Annotated in this window: 16 protein-coding genes; 9 read left to right on the forward strand and 7 right to left on the reverse strand. The window is 74.5% G+C overall.

Features of this window, described 5'->3' with window-relative positions:
• Positions 1-4 precede the first annotated feature (4 nt).
• The 6 genes from VF825_RS11085 to VF825_RS11110 form a co-directional block, all read right to left on the reverse strand.
• Positions 5-472 (reverse strand): hypothetical protein, encoded by a 468-nt coding sequence (locus VF825_RS11085; protein ID WP_414695825.1) that lies wholly within the window; start codon positions 470-472, stop codon positions 5-7.
• Positions 469-885, reverse strand: coding sequence for a multicopper oxidase domain-containing protein (locus VF825_RS11090; protein ID WP_331113184.1), 417 nt, complete (start codon positions 883-885; stop codon positions 469-471). Before VF825_RS11090 ends, VF825_RS11085 begins: the two co-directional genes overlap by 4 nt.
• A 130-nt stretch (positions 886-1,015) precedes the next feature.
• The gene (locus VF825_RS11095) at positions 1,016-1,648 is read right to left on the reverse strand and encodes a helix-turn-helix domain-containing protein (RefSeq protein ID WP_331113186.1); all 633 of its coding nucleotides are present in this window, start codon (positions 1,646-1,648) and stop codon (positions 1,016-1,018) included.
• A 119-nt stretch (positions 1,649-1,767) separates the two neighbouring features.
• Entirely contained in the window at positions 1,768-2,991 is a 1,224-nt protein-coding gene (locus VF825_RS11100) for an MSMEG_0565 family glycosyltransferase (protein ID WP_331113188.1), read from the reverse strand.
• Entirely contained in the window at positions 2,988-4,526 is a 1,539-nt protein-coding gene (locus tag VF825_RS11105; protein WP_331113190.1) for a hypothetical protein, read from the reverse strand. Before VF825_RS11105 ends, VF825_RS11100 begins: the two co-directional genes overlap by 4 nt.
• A complete protein-coding gene (locus VF825_RS11110; protein WP_331113192.1) occupies positions 4,523-5,494 on the reverse strand; it encodes a carbamate kinase in 972 nt (323 codons plus the stop codon). Before VF825_RS11110 ends, VF825_RS11105 begins: the two co-directional genes overlap by 4 nt.
• Before the next feature lie 116 nt (positions 5,495-5,610).
• Here VF825_RS11110 and VF825_RS11115 point away from each other — a divergent pair, with 116 nt between their 5' ends.
• The 3 genes from VF825_RS11115 (at position 5,611) to VF825_RS11125 (ending at position 8,090) form a co-directional block, all read left to right on the forward strand.
• Complete coding sequence (locus VF825_RS11115; RefSeq protein WP_331113194.1) at positions 5,611-6,246, forward strand: hypothetical protein; 636 nt, start codon at positions 5,611-5,613, stop codon at positions 6,244-6,246.
• Between the two features lie 89 nt (positions 6,247-6,335).
• Positions 6,336-7,502, forward strand: coding sequence for an MSMEG_0568 family radical SAM protein (locus VF825_RS11120; protein ID WP_331113196.1), 1,167 nt, complete (start codon positions 6,336-6,338; stop codon positions 7,500-7,502).
• A gap of 15 nt (positions 7,503-7,517) precedes the next feature.
• Positions 7,518-8,090 (forward strand): MSMEG_0567/Sll0786 family nitrogen starvation N-acetyltransferase, encoded by a 573-nt coding sequence (locus VF825_RS11125; protein ID WP_331113198.1) that lies wholly within the window; start codon positions 7,518-7,520, stop codon positions 8,088-8,090.
• 24 nt (positions 8,091-8,114) lie between these two features.
• Here the strand turns inward: VF825_RS11125 and VF825_RS11130 are convergent, their stop codons facing one another.
• Positions 8,115-9,116: an AIR synthase related protein gene (locus VF825_RS11130; RefSeq protein ID WP_331113200.1), complete on the reverse strand. Its 1,002-nt coding sequence runs from the start codon at positions 9,114-9,116 to the stop codon at positions 8,115-8,117.
• Positions 9,117-9,173: 57 nt separating this feature from the next.
• Between VF825_RS11130 and VF825_RS11135 the strand changes: the two genes are divergently transcribed.
• From VF825_RS11135 to VF825_RS11160, 6 genes are read left to right on the forward strand one after another with little or no spacing between them, the layout of a single operon-like run.
• Positions 9,174-9,947, forward strand: a complete 774-nt coding sequence (locus VF825_RS11135; RefSeq protein ID WP_331113202.1) for a phosphosulfolactate synthase — start codon at positions 9,174-9,176, stop codon at positions 9,945-9,947.
• Positions 9,944-10,858: a DUF7714 family protein gene (locus tag VF825_RS11140; protein ID WP_331113204.1), complete on the forward strand. Its 915-nt coding sequence runs from the start codon at positions 9,944-9,946 to the stop codon at positions 10,856-10,858. The genes VF825_RS11135 and VF825_RS11140 overlap by 4 nt, the downstream gene beginning before the upstream one ends.
• Complete coding sequence (locus VF825_RS11145; protein ID WP_331113206.1) at positions 10,831-12,207, forward strand: adenylosuccinate lyase family protein; 1,377 nt, start codon at positions 10,831-10,833, stop codon at positions 12,205-12,207. The genes VF825_RS11140 and VF825_RS11145 overlap by 28 nt, the downstream gene beginning before the upstream one ends.
• Positions 12,198-13,172 (forward strand): 1-aminocyclopropane-1-carboxylate deaminase/D-cysteine desulfhydrase, encoded by a 975-nt coding sequence (locus VF825_RS11150; RefSeq protein ID WP_331113208.1) that lies wholly within the window; start codon positions 12,198-12,200, stop codon positions 13,170-13,172. The genes VF825_RS11145 and VF825_RS11150 overlap by 10 nt, the downstream gene beginning before the upstream one ends.
• Positions 13,169-14,674 carry an argininosuccinate lyase gene (gene argH / locus VF825_RS11155; protein ID WP_331113210.1) on the forward strand — a complete coding sequence of 502 codons (1,506 nt, stop codon included), beginning with the start codon at positions 13,169-13,171 and terminating at the stop codon, positions 14,672-14,674. Before VF825_RS11150 ends, argH begins: the two co-directional genes overlap by 4 nt.
• Positions 14,674-16,086, forward strand: a complete 1,413-nt coding sequence (locus VF825_RS11160) for a DUF1116 domain-containing protein (protein ID WP_331113212.1) — start codon at positions 14,674-14,676, stop codon at positions 16,084-16,086. The genes argH and VF825_RS11160 overlap by 1 nt, the downstream gene beginning before the upstream one ends.
• Positions 16,087-16,103: the final 17 nt, after the last annotated feature.

Raw genomic sequence — 16,103 nt, forward strand, 5'->3', positions numbered from 1 at the left:
GCCGCTACGCCCGGGGCAGACGAGCACCCTTCGCCTCGGGCCGGGCGGGACCGCCCTCGCTGCGCCTCCCGGGCTTCAGGGTGAGCAGCAGCGTCCCCGCGGCGGCCGCGGCGAGCGCCTCAGCGACGAAGCTGAGCGTCTTCTCCGGGTACCAGGTCGGGTCGTACATGTCGGGCAGGGGGCCGACGGCCCCCACGTCGACGTACCGATAGAGCAGGACCGCGGCCACCCCTCCGAGGGCAACCACGAAGGCGAGCAGGACCGCCCACCGCCGGCGCACGAGGAGCACCAGTACCGCTGCCACCAGCGCCAGCAGCGCCTCCAGCCGGAACATCTGCCCCTCGCTGACCTGCACCCGGCCGCTGCCGACCACGGGGTCGAAGCGGGCAGCGAGGTGCCAGTGCACGAACGCATCCACGGCCAGGCCGGCGGCGGTCACGACCCTCAGCAGCAGCCCGGACATGCGGCTCACCCGACCTTCACCCTCAGGTCCATGCCGCGGTCCTTGTGGCTGTCGACCGAGCACCACAGCTCGTAGGACCCCTGCTGCAGGGTCACGGTGAGGACCGCGGACTGCCCCGGAGACACGGTCGCGGTCGCCTGCTGGGTGACGCCGGGCCCCTGGATGTTCAGGTTGTGCGCGAAGGTGCCGGCGTTGTGGACGGTGAAGCTGTACGTGCCGGCATGCAGCGTGGCCGGGGTCAGCGCGATCGAGAACTCCTTCTCGACCACGCTCACCGGCTGCCCCTTCGCCGTGGCCGCGGCGCTCGTCGCCGGCGCTGCCCCATAACCCCCGCCACCGCTGGTCCCCCCGCAGGCTGCGAGGGTGAGCAGCGCTGCGACGGCGCCCACCATCACCACGCGGTGCTTGCCGGTCCGTCCCATCACACACCTCCGTCAGGCGGCCTCATGGGACATCACGGTCCAGCACCCCGTCCGGGTTCACCGCCGGCTGGGGTGGGCAGGGCGCCGCCGGGGCCCCGCGGGGAGACCCGTCCGGGGCTCGGCAGCGCGCCTACGAGTCGCGCAGGGCGAACCAGACGGCGGTGGCCGGGTCCGAGGTCTCGTTGGCCCACTGGTGCGGCTGCTCACCGACGAAGTGCAGGGAGTCGCCCGGGCCGAGCTCGAACCGCGTGCCCGCGATGGTGAAGACCAGGGCCCCCGCGGTGAGCAGGACCAGCTCCTCCCCCGGGTGCAGCATCGGCTTGTCCCCGCTGCACGCCCCCGGTTCCACGGTGGCCATCGCCGCCGCGCCCCTGAAGTGCGCGTAACCGCCGGAGAGGCCGGCGAGGTGCAGGCCCCGGTGAGGGGTGAAGACGCCCTGCCGGTCGTCGGCGCGGGTCAGCGTCGCCAGCTCGGGCTCCCCCTCGTCGACCTCGGTGAAGTAGCTGACCGGCCGCTCGAGCGCAGCGCAGATCTTCAGCAGCGTCGTGATGGTGGGCACCATGTCGTTGCGTTCGATCTTGTGGATCGCGGCCGCGGACACCTCGGCACGCACCGCCAGCTGCTGGAGGGACAGACGCTGTTCCTGCCGGAGCCGTTGGAGCTTGGGCCCGATGGCGCCGACGATGCCCTCGACGTGCTCGCCGACCCGTGCCGGGCGCGCCGGCCGCTTCCGGACCTCTGATGCGCGTCTGCGCTCAGCCATGCAGGCTCCTCCGAACGGCACCGTCGGATCCACTTTGGTGAATCCCTGTGCACCTATGATGTACGGCCGACGGTCGGCAACGGTACACGTCGGTGAACGCCACGGCCCGCGCTCGCGGCCTAGCCCGAACCGTGTCGTCTGTCGCCCTCCGTCGCACCCGCGAACGTCTCCCGGTCGACGTCGTCGAGGTACAGCCGCCGGTGCGCCCGGGCGGCGCGCTCCCAGCCGAACTGCGTCACCAGCGACCGGCCTCCCTCGACCAGCCGGTCCCGCAGCGCGGAGTCGGTTGCCACCGCCCGCATCCCCGCGGCCAGCGACCGCGGGTCGCCGACCCGGGTCAGGACGGCGGTATCGCGGTCGGTCAGGTACTCGCGCAGCACGGCGATGTCGCTGGCCACCACGGGCAGCCCGGCGGCCATCGCCTCCAGGACGGCCAGCCCCCAGCCCTCCTTGACGGAGGGGAAGGCCAGCGCGTCGGCGCTGCGGTAGTGGAGGTTCAGCGAGGCCTCGCTCACCGTGCCGCTGAGGATGACGTCGCGGCCGAGCTCCAGCCCGAGCCCCGGCAGCATGTCCAGCGCCTCCTCGCGGTAGGCGGCGTAGTCCTGGAACGAGTGCCCGCCCACGACGACCAGGGCGGGACGGGGCTCCAGCTCGCCGGCCAGGATCGCCAGGGCCCGCAGGAGGTGGATGCTGCCCTTGCGCGGTTCGATCCCGCCGACGGCGAGGAACACGAACCGGTCGGCCAGCGCCAGCTCCTGCCGCAGCGCCGCCCGCTCTGCGGGGTCGACCGCCGGGAAGCGGCGGGCGTCCACGCCGTTGTGGATCACGCTGGCCGACCTGCCGAACTCGGCCTGCAGCCGGGCCCGCCAGTCCTCGCTGACGACCACCAGCCGGTCCGGCTCGAGGATCGCCTGCCGCTGGCACTCCACCAGCGCCGGGGTGGTGAAGTCGTCGACGTGGTGGACGGTGCGCACCACCCGGACGTCCGCACCGGAGTCACGGACGCGCGCCGCCGCCCGGGCGGAGATGCAGTCCTGGGCGTGGAGGATGTCGACCTCGTCGGCGAGGACCCGCAGGCCCTCCTCGAGGGCGTCGACCGAGGCGAACACGCGTTCCTCCAGCGTCGGCCGTGGCTCCGGGGCCGGGACCAGGGTGTACGGCGCCCGGACCGGTCGATGGAACCCCTGCTCCTGGTCGCCGAGCGAGACGACACGGACCGGCATACCGAGGTCGACCATCGCCTCGGCCAGGGACAGGGTGTGGACCACGCCGCCGCGGGGTCTGGTCGAGTAGCTGACCAGGGCGACCCGGGGCAGGCCGGCGCCCGGCCGGGAGGGGTTCACAGCGCCCGCTCCGCCAGGTCCTGGTCCCCGGTGGCGACTGCGGCCGCGACCAGGGAGGCCCGCGCCGCGGTCTCGGTGACGATGCAGCCCGCACCTTCCAGCCGCTCCCGCTGCGCAGCCAGGCCCTGCGGGTCCCCGTCGGTGCCGAGGACGTAGGCCACGACCTGGGGACCTCCGCGCGCCATGGCCGCCTCGCACGCCGGCGCCAGCACCCCGGCGGGGTCGGGGTGGGCGCCACGACCGAGCACCACGTCCACGACGATCGCCGCCACCTGCTCGTCGGCGGCGTGCTCGGCCAGCACCTCCAGCCGGGCCTCGGCGTCGATCATCGGGTGGGGCCGGCCGCGGGTGAACTCCTCCTCCCCGAGGTCGAGGCACTGGTGCGACCCCGGAGGGGCCGGCAGCCCCCACTTCGGGTTGATCGGCACGTTGGACCTGACCTCGCCCAGCACCCGGCCGAGGAGGACCAGGGACTCGTAGCAGAGGGTCCCCCCGGAGAACAGGCCGCGGACCAGGGTCCGCTGCGGCGCGAGCCGGCGACGGGCCTCGGTCACCGTGGGCCCGGCGGTCCCGGTCGTGACGGGAGCCGGACGACCGAGGACGTCCAGCGTGGCCACCACCCCGCCCTCGAGCGTGTCGGCGAGCCGGACCCCTGCCGGGGCCTCGAAACCCGGACCCAGCCCGATCAGGGCGGCCACGACCGGGGTGCCACCACCGGCGCCCAGGACGGTCGCCGCGACGTCCGGCGCCGGAGGCTTCGAGACGAGGAGGATGACGTCGGTGCCCGGGTCGTCGCGCAGGGCCTCGAGCGCCTGGAGGGTGGTCCGCCCGGCGACCTCGCCGGACAGGTCGCGGCCGCCGACCCCGATCACCTGGCTGACACCGGCACCCCACCGGTCGAGCAGGGACATGACCTCCTGCGCGCCGGTGCCCGCAGCCGCCACCACCCCGACGCGCCCGGGCCTGACGACGTTGGCGAAGCCGAGCCCCACACCGCCCAGCATCGCCGTGCCGGCGCCGGGCCCCATGACCAGCAGGCCCCTGGACCGCGCGAGGTCCTTGAGCCGCACCTCCTCGTGCACCGGCACGTTGTCGCTGAACAGCAGCACGTGCAGGCCCGACGACAACGCCTCGAACGTGACGAGCGGGGCGTACTCCCCGGGAACCGAGACGACCGCCACGGTCGACCCCGGCTGGGCCTGCACCGCCTGCCGCACCGTCCTCGGCTCCGGCTCCGCGGCCCGCTCGCCGGAGGCCGGTCGTGCTGCAAACGCGGCCCGCTCCCCCGCATCCAGGGCCTGCTCGGCTGCGTCGTGCGTCGCGGCACGCACCGCCATCACGAAGTCGTTCGGGTCGGCTCCCTCCACGGATGAAGGGTCGACCTGCTGGTCGCGGAAGGTCTGCAGGTTGGCCGGGGTCCCCATCGCGGCGCTCGCCCACTCGACGCCCTCGGTCTGGCGCATGGCCCTCATGGCCTCGAGCTGGACGACCGAGTCCACGTAGGTGTCGGTGAACGTCCGGACCTCGACCGTCACGCCGGGGCCCCCTCCCGGTCGAGCGCGGCCACGATCCGGGTGCCGGCGGTGGGGTCGTCCCCCCGGGCGCGCAGGGTCGGCGCGGCCAGTGAGGCCGTGGTGATGACGGCCAGCCGTCCCCCGCCGCGCAGGAACCGCGTCGCCGCCCGCACCTTCGGGCCCATGCTCCCCTCGGGGAACTGCCCCGCTGAGAGGTGGCGCTCGGCATCCGCCACGTCGACGCGCCCCAGCCGGCGCTGGGTGGGCGTCCCGAAGTCGACCATCACGGCCTCGACCCCCGTGACCAGCACCAGGGCGTCGGCCCCGAGCTGGCGGGCGAGCTCGGCGGCGGCGTAGTCCTTGTCGATGACCGCGTCGACCCCGTCCCAGATGGTTCCGCGGCGGGCGACGGGGATGCCTCCTCCACCGTCGGCCACCACCACGTGCCCGGCGTCGAGCAGGCACCGCAGCGCCCGGATCTCCACGAAGCCGAGGGGCTGCGGTGAGGGGACGACGCGGCGGTACCCGCGGCCGCTGTCCTCGACGAGCACCCAGCCGCGGTCCGCGGCCAGCCCGGCCGCCTCGGCCTGGGTGTAGAACGGCCCGATCGGCTTGGAGGGATGGTCGAACGCGGGGTCGGCGAGGTCGACGATCACGTGGCTGAGGATGCCCACCACGGGGTGGCGCCCGCCGCAGGCCCGGTACACCGAGATGGCGATGAGGGAGCCCAGCTGGCCCTGCGTCATGGCGTCCAGGGCGAACAGCGGCATCTCCGGCACGGCGTCGCGCGCCCTCTCCTGCTGGATCGCGAGGTTGCCCACCTGCGGCCCGTTGCCGTGCACGATGACGACCCGCCACCCGTCGTCCAGCAGCTCACGGATGGATCGGGCCATCGCGTCGGCGTGCTCCCGCTGCTGCTCGTAGGTGCCCGCCTCACCCGCGGGGATGATGGCGTTACCGCCCAAGGCGACCACCGCGATACCCGTCACGGCGCCTCGATTCCTCAAGGGTGTCGGTCCTGGACCGGTCACGGCCAGGTGCGTACATCATACGATGTAGGCATGGCCGATGGTGTATGCAGCATGGGCGGACCAGGGGGCTGGCCGTGACGCAGCCCGGGTCCGGCACCCCCGCCGTCCCGCCGGAGGCGGCGGCCCGGTTCACCGCGGCCGAGTCCCGCCTCTATCCCCTGGCGCTGGTCGACCCGGCCGGGTACGAGCGGGCCGTCGCCGCCACCGGCAGGCTGCTGACCGGGCTGCGCTCCAGCTCCCCGGACATCGGGGCGGTGCTGGCACAGAGGGACCGCCTGGTCGAGTCCCTGACCGACACGTCCGGCGAGCGCTCGGCCGAGCTGGGCGGGCTCTCGCCCGAGACCGTGGTGGACGCGGCCTGCGCCGTCCGGTGCCGGGAGCTGTGGGCCCGGGACCGGGCCCGCCGGGCGCAGCAGCGAGTCGCGGCCGCCCGGGCGGCGGGGCAGGAGTGGCTGGTCGAGGAGCCGGACGCCGACGCCGTGATGACCGGGGAGTACCGCCGGGTCGAGCTCCACGTGCCGACCGGCACCATGCTCGTCGGCGTGGTGGAGTCCGGCGGCGCGGCCGACACGGCATACGAGGTGCAGGTGATCCCGGCCCCGACGGCCGACGGGATGTCGGCCCCGGAGGTGAGCGAGGCCTACGGCGACCGGGCCTCCTGGGTCGCGGCCCTGCAGCGTCACCGCGAGGCGCTGTCGGCGCGCCGGTGACCGTCCTTCGGCACCTTGACAGGCGCAGCGGCCGAAACGTTTGCTAAGGGATACGGTTCGTTTCGCTCAGTGAACGACTGGGGAGAGCCATGAGCGTCCACCCAGGACCCCCTGCCACCCCGCCGGACGCGGCCGCCGCCGGGATCGCCGCCCTGGTGGTGGACCTGCAGTCCCGCGGGCTGAGGGTGGAGGTGCCCCTCGAGCGGCGGCGCGGGGGCGCCGGCCCGACGGACTCCGGGATGCTCTGGGTCGGCGGCTACCCGGTCACCGTGCCGACGGACAACCAGGCCTCGGCCGGCTCGCCCTACGTCCTGCGGGCCGAGGACGAGGGGTATGCCGTGTTCCGCGACGGCGAGCGCCTGGCCGCGGCATCCACCCAGCGCCGTCCCCGCTTCTACGACCTGGCCACCGCCGACGGCGTCCCCTACTGGAAGATCGGCCTGCTCCACCTGGACTCGTTCGCGAGCACGGTCGTGCAGACCTGCGCCTACTGGGGCAACGAGAACCAGTGCCGCTTCTGCGGGATCGAGGTGTCGCTCGAGGCGGGGCGCACCATCGTCAAGAAGACCCCGGAGCAGCTCGCGGAGGTCGCGGTCGCGGCCAAGGAGCTCGACGGGGCGGTCGACGCCACGCTGACGACGGGCAGCTCCAACGGGGTCGACCGCGGGGCGCGCTACGTGGCCCGCTGCGCCGAGGCGGTCAAGAAGGCCTCCGGCCTGCCGGTCGAGATCCAGTTCGAGCCTCCGCGCGACCTCGACGTCATCGACGAGGTCGGCGAGATGGGGGTGGACTCCGTCGGCATCCACGTCGAGTCCTTCGACCCGGACGTGCTGGCCCGCGTCGCGCCGGCCAAGGCCCGCACCGGGATCGGGCGCTACGTCGAGGCCTGGACCCGCGCCGTCGAGGTCTTCGGCCGGGGGCAGGTCTCCACCTACGTCATCCTGGGCATGGGCGAGGACCCCGACCTGACCCTGGACGGCTGCCGGCGCGCGGTGGACCTGGGGGTGTTCCCGTTCGTCGTCCCGCTCCGGCCGGTCGCCGGGAGCCTGATGGAGGATGCCCTCCCCCCGGACGCGGCCTACACCGAGCGGATGTATCGCGCCGTCGCCGGCTACATGGCCGCCCGGGGCATGCACCCCGCCATCGCCAAGGCCGGCTGCGCGCGGTGCCAGGCGTGTTCCGGGCTCACCCCGGTCGCCTCGGCCCTGCGGTCCTCGCCGTTGCTGCAGATCGGCCGGCCGCCGCGGCCCCGGTGACCGCGAGGGCATGCCGTGACCGCCGCCGATGCCTCCGCCACCCGGCCGGGCCGGGCAGCCGACCTCCGCCCCGCCACAGTCGCGCCGTCGCCCGTCACGTGCCGGGAGGCGGGCTCGTCCGAGGAGCTGGTCGCGCACTTCGCGGTGCGGCACGAGGTCTTCGTCCTGGAGCAGGCGGTCTTCGCCGGCTCGGACCGGGACGAGCGCGACGCCCGGTCCTCGACGGTCCACGTCGTCGGGTGCTGCGACGGCGTCGTCGCGGGCAGCGTCCGGCTGTATGAGCTCGACGCCCTGGCGGGCCTGTGGCAGGGAGACCGGCTCGCCGTCCTGGCGCCGTTCCGGGTCCGGGGCCTGGGCGCGCCGCTGGTCCGCTGCGCGGTCGCCCTCGCCGGGGCCCGCGGGGGCCGCGCGATGGTGGCTCACATCCAGCTGCCCAACGTCACGTTCTTCACCCGGCTGGGCTGGGAGCCGGTGGGCGCGCCCGAGACGTACGTCGGCCTGCCCCACCAGCAGATGCGTATCGCGCTGCCCTCACCGGAGAGGGGCGCCTCCCTCGCGCGCGCCCTCGCCGAGGGGACCGGCGCCTGAGGTCGTGGTCCGCCGGGGGCAGGGTCAGCGCCGCAAGCCGGTCACCGGGGTGACCGCGAGGTCGAGCACCGTCGCCTGCCGGCCACCGGAGGCCAGCCGGAGCAGCCCGGTGTCGTCGATGACGCCCACGGCTGCGGCGTCCAGCCCGCGGGAGTGGAACGCCGCCGCGCACTCCTGCGCGCGGTCCGGCGGTGTGCAGAGCAGGAAGGCGTAGGCCGGGAAGCAGGTCAGCCACGCGGCCATCGGGACGCCGGTTGGCCGGGGCAGGCGGTCGAGGTCCACCGTGACGCCGAACCGGCCCCACTCCAGCAGCATGGCCAGCGAACCCACCAGGCCGGCCATGCTCACGTCCTTGGCCGCGACGGCGGCACCCGACCCGGCGATCCGGGCCAGCAGGCGCACGTCCCCGGCCAGCTCCGCGCCTCGCTCGTCGAAGGAGCGGAAGAAGGGGAAGTCCGCGCGCATCGTGCCATCGGTGCAGCACGCGACCACGAGCGCCTGTCCCGCCGCGACGTGGGTCAGGGACAGCACCGCACCGGCCGTCCCGACGCCGAAGGCGGAGACGGCAGGCGGCCCGTCGTGCAGGGTGAGGTGCCCACCCACGACCGGCACGTCGTACAGCCGGCTCGCCGCCTGCATGCCGCGCAGCGCCTCCCGGGCCAGGTCGACGGTGCCGACGATGGTGTCGACGATGGCGCGCGGCTCCGCCCCCATCGCGGCCAGGTCGTTGACGTTGGTCAGGACCGCTGCGAAGCCCGCGCCGTAGGGGTCCCGGGCCACGAAGGCGGGCAGCAGCGCCTCCCCGCAGGCGATCACCTGGCCGTCGGGGGACCCGGCCGCGCCTGTGGCGCCCATCCGGACCACCGCCCCGTCGTCCCCGGGGCCGTGGACCCAGCTCGCCGTGCCCATCACCTCGCTGACCAGGCCGATCTCCGCCTTGGCCCGCAGGGCCGCGTGCGTGCGCAGGTGGGCCGCCAGCTGCTCCAGGTCACCAAGCCCGTCGGGCCCGCCCGGGGTCGCGTCCATGGCCACCTCCCTCCGGCACCCTGTCGGAAAGTGTATGAGGCTTTTAACATAGAAGACGTGTCGCTGCCGACCTTTCTGAGTCTGCCGGAGCGAGGAAGCAAGCCGCGCGTCGCGGGACTGACCCACGTCCTCGACACGGGGGCCAGCGTCGCCGCGACCGAGGCGGTCCTGACGACCGGCGCAGCCCACCTCGACCTCTGGAAGCTCGGCTGGGGCATCGCCTACGTCGACCCCGGGCTCCCGGCCAAGCTGTCCCTGCTCGAGGCGGCCGACGTGCTGGCCTGCCTCGGCGGCACCCTGATGGAGATCGCCTGGTGCCAGGGCAAGGTCGGCGAGTGCCTGGACTGGGCGTTCGAGGCCGGACTCGCCTGCGTCGAGGTCTCCCGGGGTGTGGCGCCCATGCCGTTGGCGGACAAGCGCGACCTCATCCGGCGCGCGGCAGGCCGCTTCGTGGTGCTCTCCGAGGTGGGCAGCAAGGACCCGCAGGAGCACGCGAGCCCCGCGGAGTGGGCCGCGGAGGTCGCGGGTGACCTCGACGCCGGGGCGCGCTGGGTGATCGCGGAGGGCCGGGAGAGCGGCACCGTCGGCCTCTACCGCCCCGACGGCACCGTGCGGGAGGAGCTCGTGCAGGCCGCTCTTCGCGGCGGCGGTCTGGACCGGGTGTTCTTCGAGGCCCCCCGCAAGGAGCAGCAGGCCTGGTTCATCCGCGAGCACGGCCCCGAGGTGAACCTGGCCAACATCCCCCTCGCCGACGTCCTGGCCCTGGAGACGTTGCGGCTCGGGCTCCGGGCGGACACCTGCGCCGTCCACGCCCCCTGGGTGACGACGTGAGCCGGACGCCGGCGGCGCACCGACCCAACCTGGTGCCCGGTGCCTACCGGGGCGTGGCCGTCTCCGACGTCACCTGTGAGCTCGACGAGGGTTCGCTGGCGGCGCACTTCGTCGGCCTGGAGGCCTACCGGCGGACCCGGTTCATCGTGGTCCGGCGCGGTGCACAGACCGCGATCCTGTCGGTGCAGAAGGCGTCCGTCGAGGGCGGCGCGGACCCGCTGTTCGTGCCGATCACCGCGGTCAACCTCCTCGCCGGACCGCAGGAGTGCGCCTTCGTGGTCCGCCCCGACCTGGACGCGGCGGTGCCCTCGATGCTGGCGCGCGCGGCCCTGGAGGAGGCGCCCGGCAGGCGCGGAGTGGTCATGCAGGACGGTTACGGCCACATCAGCTTCATCGTGGACCCCGCGCCGCTGCGGCTCACGGTCCGTGAGGTCGTCCCGCCGCATCCCGCGAAGCTCTTCGACCAGACCCGACGGCTGCTCGACGTCGCCGAGCACCTGCCCCCCATCGAGCTGGTCGCCGAGGTCGTCGACCTCGCCGAGCTGGCACGCACCCACCCCGCGAAGGCCTACCTGCTGCCCTGCCGGGGCGGCGGGGTCACCGTCCAGGGCAGCACCACCTGGTACCTTGACCAGCGGCCGGAGCACCGGGCGTGGACCCTGCTCGGCTGTGAGCGCTCGCAGCAGATCCACGAGTGGTTCTACGGCGAGCGGGCCGAGCAGGTCGACACCTGCCCCCGGCGGGCCGGGCCGACCCCGGGCGCGGTGCTGACCCGGTGCTGCCTGCTGGAGCACGAGGTTCTCACCGAGCCCGGACAGGTCGTGGTGCCGTGGGGCGCCACCCTCGCCCAGGTCTCCGAGGCCCTGGAGCGGATCGTGCGCGAGTGGGAGCCCTCGTGGGCACCCGCCTGACCGACTCCCGGCAGTACGCCCACCTGTGGGGGACGGCCGAGCTCGGGTCGCTGTTCGAGGAACCGGCCCGGCTGCAGGCGTGGCTGGACGTGCTCGCCGCGCTGGCGACCACCCAGGCCCAGCTGGGGATGGTCCCGGCCGAAGCCGCCGCCGAGATCGCCACCCACGCGCGGGTCGACTCGCTCGACCTCGACCTGGTGGCCCAGCAGACCCGGATGACCTCGCACTCGATGCTCGGCCTGATCCGGGCGCTGCAGCACGTGCTCCCGGAGACCGCGCGGGAGCACGTCTACGCGGGCGCCACCGTGCAGGACGTCACCGACACGTGGTTCGCCCTCGCCATGCGCGAGGTCGGCGCGCTCATCTGGCGCGACCTGCGCGCGATCGAGGACGCCCTGCTCGGGCTCGCCGTCACTCACCGCGACACGGTCATGGCCGGGCGGACCCACGGCCAGCCGGGGGCGCCGATCACCTTCGGCTTCAAGGCGGCGTCCTGGGCCGACGAGGTTCGCCGCCACCTGGACCGGCTGCGGGAGGGACGGCCGCGCTGGCTGGTCGGACAGCTGGGTGGGGCCGTCGGGGTGCTCGGCTTCTTCGAGCCTCAGGGCCTGGCGCTGCGCGAGCAGTTCTGCGCGGAGCTGGGCCTGGGCGACCCGGGGATCTCGTGGCTGAGCTCGCGCGACCGGGTCGCCGAGTTCGGCGGCCTGCTGGCCATGGTGTGCGGCACGCTGGCGCGGATCGGGACCGAGGTGCTCGAGCTGCAGCGACCCGAGATCGGCGAGCTGCGCGAACCGAGCACGGCCGAGGCGGTCAGCAGCATCACGATGCCGCACAAGCGCAACCCCGAGGGCAGCGAGCACCTCGACACCCTGGCCCGGCTGGTGCGCGCCAACGCCGGCGTCCTCGTCGAGGGCATGGTCGCGGTCCACGAGCGCGACGGCCGCGGCTGGAAGGCCGAGTGGTCGGCCTTCCCCGAGGTCTGCCTGCTGACGGGGGTGGCGCTCCAGGTCGCCCGCCGCCTGGTCTCCGGCCTCGAGGTGGACGTCGAGGCGATGCGGGTCAACCTGGAGAGCCACGGCGACCGGATCGCGTCCGAGCGCCTGCTCGCCGGGCTGGCCGGGAAGGTCGGGAAGCACACGGCGCAGCGGCTGATGCACGAGGTGCTCAGCCCCGGGACCGCGGACGTCACCCACGTCGTCGACGCACTCGTGGCCGCGGGCGCCGCCACGGAGCAGGACTGCCGCCGTTGGCTGGCCGTGCCCGCGACCGGGGCCGCGGGCACGATGGTGGACATCGTGGTCAGCCGGGCCCGCGCGGCCCGCGACGCGGAGCCGGACCGATGGCCGTGACCCTGGCCCGGGCCTCGCTGGCGACCCTGCCCACCCCGTTCGTCCGGGCCCGCGGGCTGGAAGGAGCGTTGGCAGCCGGGCCGATCTACCTCAAGCGCGACGACCTGACCGGCTTCGGCGTCGCCGGCAACAAGGCTCGGGCCCTGGAGTTCCTCATCGGCGACGCGGTGGCGCGCCGGGCCGACGTGCTGGTCTCCGCAGGGAGCCCGTCCTCGAGCTTCTGCGCGGCGGCGGCGATGGCCGCCTCCACCGCCGGCCTGGCGTGCGAGCTGCTGTTCAGCGGGCCGGCCCCCACCACCCCCACGGTGAACCTCGCCCTGGCCCGCGCGGCCGGCGCGCGGTTGCACTTCGACGCCGCCCCGAGCCGCGAGCAGCTGGACGACGCCGTCGCGGAGCACGCGACGCGACTGACGGCCCGGGGCCACCGACCGTATGCCGTGCCCCGCGGCGGTGCCACCGGGGTCGGTGCCGCCGGGTACGCCTGCGCCGCAAGGGAGCTCGCCGAACAGTGTGCCGCGGCGGGGGTCTCGCCCTCGGTCGTCGTCGTCGCGACCGGTTCCGGGGGCACGCAAGGCGGCCTGGTGGCCGGGCAGGTGGGTTTCGAGCTGCCGTGGCGGGTGCTCGGCGCGTCGGTCAGCCGCGAGCCCGAGGAGGCCCACGCCCAGGTGCTGGGCATCGCCGGCGAGTGCGCGCGGCTGCTGGGCCTGACTCCCCCGGTCGGCACCGACGTCGAGCTCCACGACTGCCGCGGCCCCGGCTTCGGCGTGCCCTCGGAGGACGACCGGACCAGCGCGGCGATCGCCCTGCGCCACGAGGGGCTGCTCCTGGACCCCTACTACGGGGCCAAGGCGATGAGCCTGCTGCGCCGGGAGATCCGCGACGGCACACCGGCACCGGTCGTCTTCTGGCACACCGGGGGCGTCGCCGCTGCCCTGTCCGCCCTCGTCCAGGGAGCACAGCCATGAACGCTCGCCCACGACGCAGCGGTCCGCCCGTCGGCTCGGCAGCCCCGGAGCTGGTCGAGAGCGGCTTCACCCTCGAGAACGCCGACGCGCCGTTCCTGCACGACGGGCTCAACCTGGCCGACATCGCGCACGTGCTCGACCTGCGCCGGCGTGGCGTCATCCCGGAGGCGGCGGCGCGAGACCTGCAACGCGTCCTGCTGGAGGTCCACGGCACCGACGCCGCGCGCTTCCCCTACGACCCGGCGCTCGGCGAGCCGTACAACTCGCGGGAGCACTACTTCGTCGAGCGCCTGGGGGACGTGGCCGGCTGGCTGCACGCCGGACGGCCCAGGCGGGAGGCGGCGCGCATCGCGCTACGGCTCTACGTCCGGCGCCAGCTGCTCGACCTCGTCGACGAGGTGGCCGCGTTCGCCCGCGAGGCCACCGACCTGGCGGGCCGGCACGTCGCGACGTTGATGCCGGACCAGACGTACCTGCAGCAGGCGCAGCCGTCGACGTTCGGCCACTACGTCCTCTCCTTCGCCTACCCGGCACTGAGGGACGGCCAGCGGCTGCTGGACGCACTGGGGTGGGTCAACCGCAGCCCCGGCGGCGCCGGCTGCGTGAACGGCACCCGGTTGCTCGACGACCGGTCCTTCATCGCCGCCGCGTTGGGCTTCGACGACGTCATCGAGCACACGCGGGACGCGATGTGGCAGATCGACGGGCTCATCCACGTGCTGGCCACCGCCGCCAGCCTGCTCTCGACCTTGAGCAAGCTGGCCGAGGACCTGGAGATCTGGTCGAGCAGCGAGTTCGACTTCGTCGACCTCGACGACGGCTACACCCGCGCGAGCATCCTGATGCCGCAGAAGCGCAACCCCTACGCGCTCTCGATCGTGCGCGGCGCCTCCGGGGTGGTCATCGGCCGGCTCACCGGCTTCCTCGCGGTGGCCAAGAGCCCGTCTGCGCGCAGCGACAACCTGATCTTCGCCTACGGCGAGGTGCCGAGAGCCCTGGACCTGTCCACACGCGTGACGCGGCTGATGAGTGGCGTGGTCCGCACGCTGCACGTCAACGCCGCGCGCATGGCCCAGGAGCTCGACGCCGGCTACACCCAGGCGACGGACCTGTGCGAGCACATCGTCCAGACCTGCGGCGTCGACTACCGCAGCGCCTACGTGGTGGTGGGCCGGACCGTCCGCGAGGCCAGCCGTCGGGGCATCCCTGGGCGGGCCATCACCGGCGAGATGCTCGACGAGGTCGCCCGCGCCGAGACGGGACGCTCGTGGGGGCTGGCCGGGCGCGACCTGGCCGAGGTCCTCGACCCCGGGGCCATCGTGGCCTCCCGGACCGGGACCGGAGGGGCCGCACCCCCTGCCGTCCGGGCCATGGTGGCGCAGTGCCGGCAGGAGGCGGGCGACCTCGAGGGCACGGTCCGTGGTCGCCGGCAGGACCTCGACGAGGCCACCGCGCTGCTGCTGGAGCGGGCGCGTGAGCTGGCCGGGACGGGTGTGGCGTGATGACGACGCCCGAGCCGCGGGTCAGGCTGCCTGAGGACGTCGAGGTGGTCAACGTGGGGCTCACGCGGTTCGCCGACGCGGTGCGGGACCAGGCCGTGCCGGTGCAGCAGGTCGACTGGCGGATCCCGGCCGGCGGCGACCCGGCGATGGTCGACGCCCTGGAGCGCCTCCAGGGCGAGCGTGGCGAGGCGATCGACCGGGCCAACGCCGAGGTGGTGCGCCGCCTCGACCAGGGCGTGCCGCTGCTGGTCGGCTGCGAGCCGGCGGAGGCAGTCCTCCCGAATCTCTCGGGCCGGGTGCTCCTGCACTGCGGGCCGGCCCTCGCCTGGGCGGACGCGTGCGACCCGCTGCGCCGGTCCCTGCGTTCCGCCACGGTCGCCGAGGGCTGGGCACGGGACGTGCCCGGCGCCGACCGCCTGCTGGAGGCGGGCGGGGTAGCCCTGGAACCGGCATACCGGCATGACGTCGTCCTGCCGATGGCCACGGCCATCGGCCCCACGCAGCCGCTGTTCGCGGTGGACAACCCAAACGGTGGCACCCGCGCGTTCGCGCCGCTGAACCAGGGCTCGGGCGACACGGCCTGGTTCGGGCGGGACACGCCCGGCGCGGTCGAGCGGCTGGTCTTCCTCAAGGACGTCGCCGGGCCCCTGCTGCGCGAGGTGCTCCAGCACTCCGGGCCGCTGGACCTGTTCGCCCTTGCGTCCCAGGGGCTCCAGATGGGCGACGACGTCCACCTGCGCACCCAGGCCTCCACCAACCTGCTGATCCGCACCCTGCTGCCCCACCTCGTGGCGCTGCCCGGCGACGGGCGGGTCGAGCTGGCCCGCTTCCTGTCCGGCAACCACCTGTTCTTCCTCAACCTGGCGATGGCGGCGGCCAAGGCCGTCGCGCTGTGGGCCGAGCAGATCGAGGGGTCGAGTGTCGTCACCATGATGTGCCGCAACGGGACGTCGTTCGGCATCCGGCTCGCCGGCTCGGCGGAGGTGCACCTGGCGCCCGCGCCACCGGTGGCCGAGGCCCTGTACTACCCCGGTCACGGCCCGGAGGACAGCGCGCCGGACATCGGCGACAGCGCCGTGCTCGAGCTCGTCGGCCTCGGGGCCGCGGCCGCCGCGGGCTCGCCTGCGGTCGCCGGGTTCCTCGGCGGCACCATGTCCGCCGCGGCGGCGCTGACCCGGCAGATGCAGGCCGTCTGCGTCACCCAGAGCACCCGCTTCAAGCTCCCGACATGGCACAACGCGGGGACCCCGCTCGGCGTGGACGTCCGCTCCGTCGTGGAGCTCGACACAACGCCCCGGGTCACCACCGGCATCCTGGACGCCACCTCCGGGACCGGACAGGTGGGTGCCGGGGTCGCGTCGGCTCCCCTGGCCTGCTTCCGCGCCGCCGTCACCGCCCTGGCGCAGCAGTGAGCGGGTCGCAGCGGTCC

It is taken from the genome of Oryzihumus sp., assembly GCF_036391795.1.
Classification (GTDB): Bacteria; Actinomycetota; Actinomycetes; order Actinomycetales; family Dermatophilaceae; genus Oryzihumus.

Bases quoted from the DNA above. Each gene is read 5' to 3' on its own strand.
- VF825_RS11090 (WP_331113184.1), bottom strand. From the start codon at position 885: ATGGGACGGACCGGCAAGCACCGCGTGGTGATGGTGGGCGCCGTCGCA.
- VF825_RS11095 (WP_331113186.1), bottom strand. From the start codon at position 1,648: ATGGCTGAGCGCAGACGCGCATCAGAGGTCCGGAAGCGGCCGGCGCGC.
- VF825_RS11120 (WP_331113196.1), top strand. From the start codon at position 6,336: ATGAGCGTCCACCCAGGACCCCCTGCCACCCCGCCGGACGCGGCCGCC.
- VF825_RS11130 (WP_331113200.1), bottom strand. From the start codon at position 9,116: ATGGACGCGACCCCGGGCGGGCCCGACGGGCTTGGTGACCTGGAGCAG.
- VF825_RS11150 (WP_331113208.1), top strand. From the start codon at position 12,198: ATGGCCGTGACCCTGGCCCGGGCCTCGCTGGCGACCCTGCCCACCCCG.
- argH (WP_331113210.1), top strand. From the start codon at position 13,169: ATGAACGCTCGCCCACGACGCAGCGGTCCGCCCGTCGGCTCGGCAGCC.
- VF825_RS11160 (WP_331113212.1), top strand. From the start codon at position 14,674: ATGACGACGCCCGAGCCGCGGGTCAGGCTGCCTGAGGACGTCGAGGTG.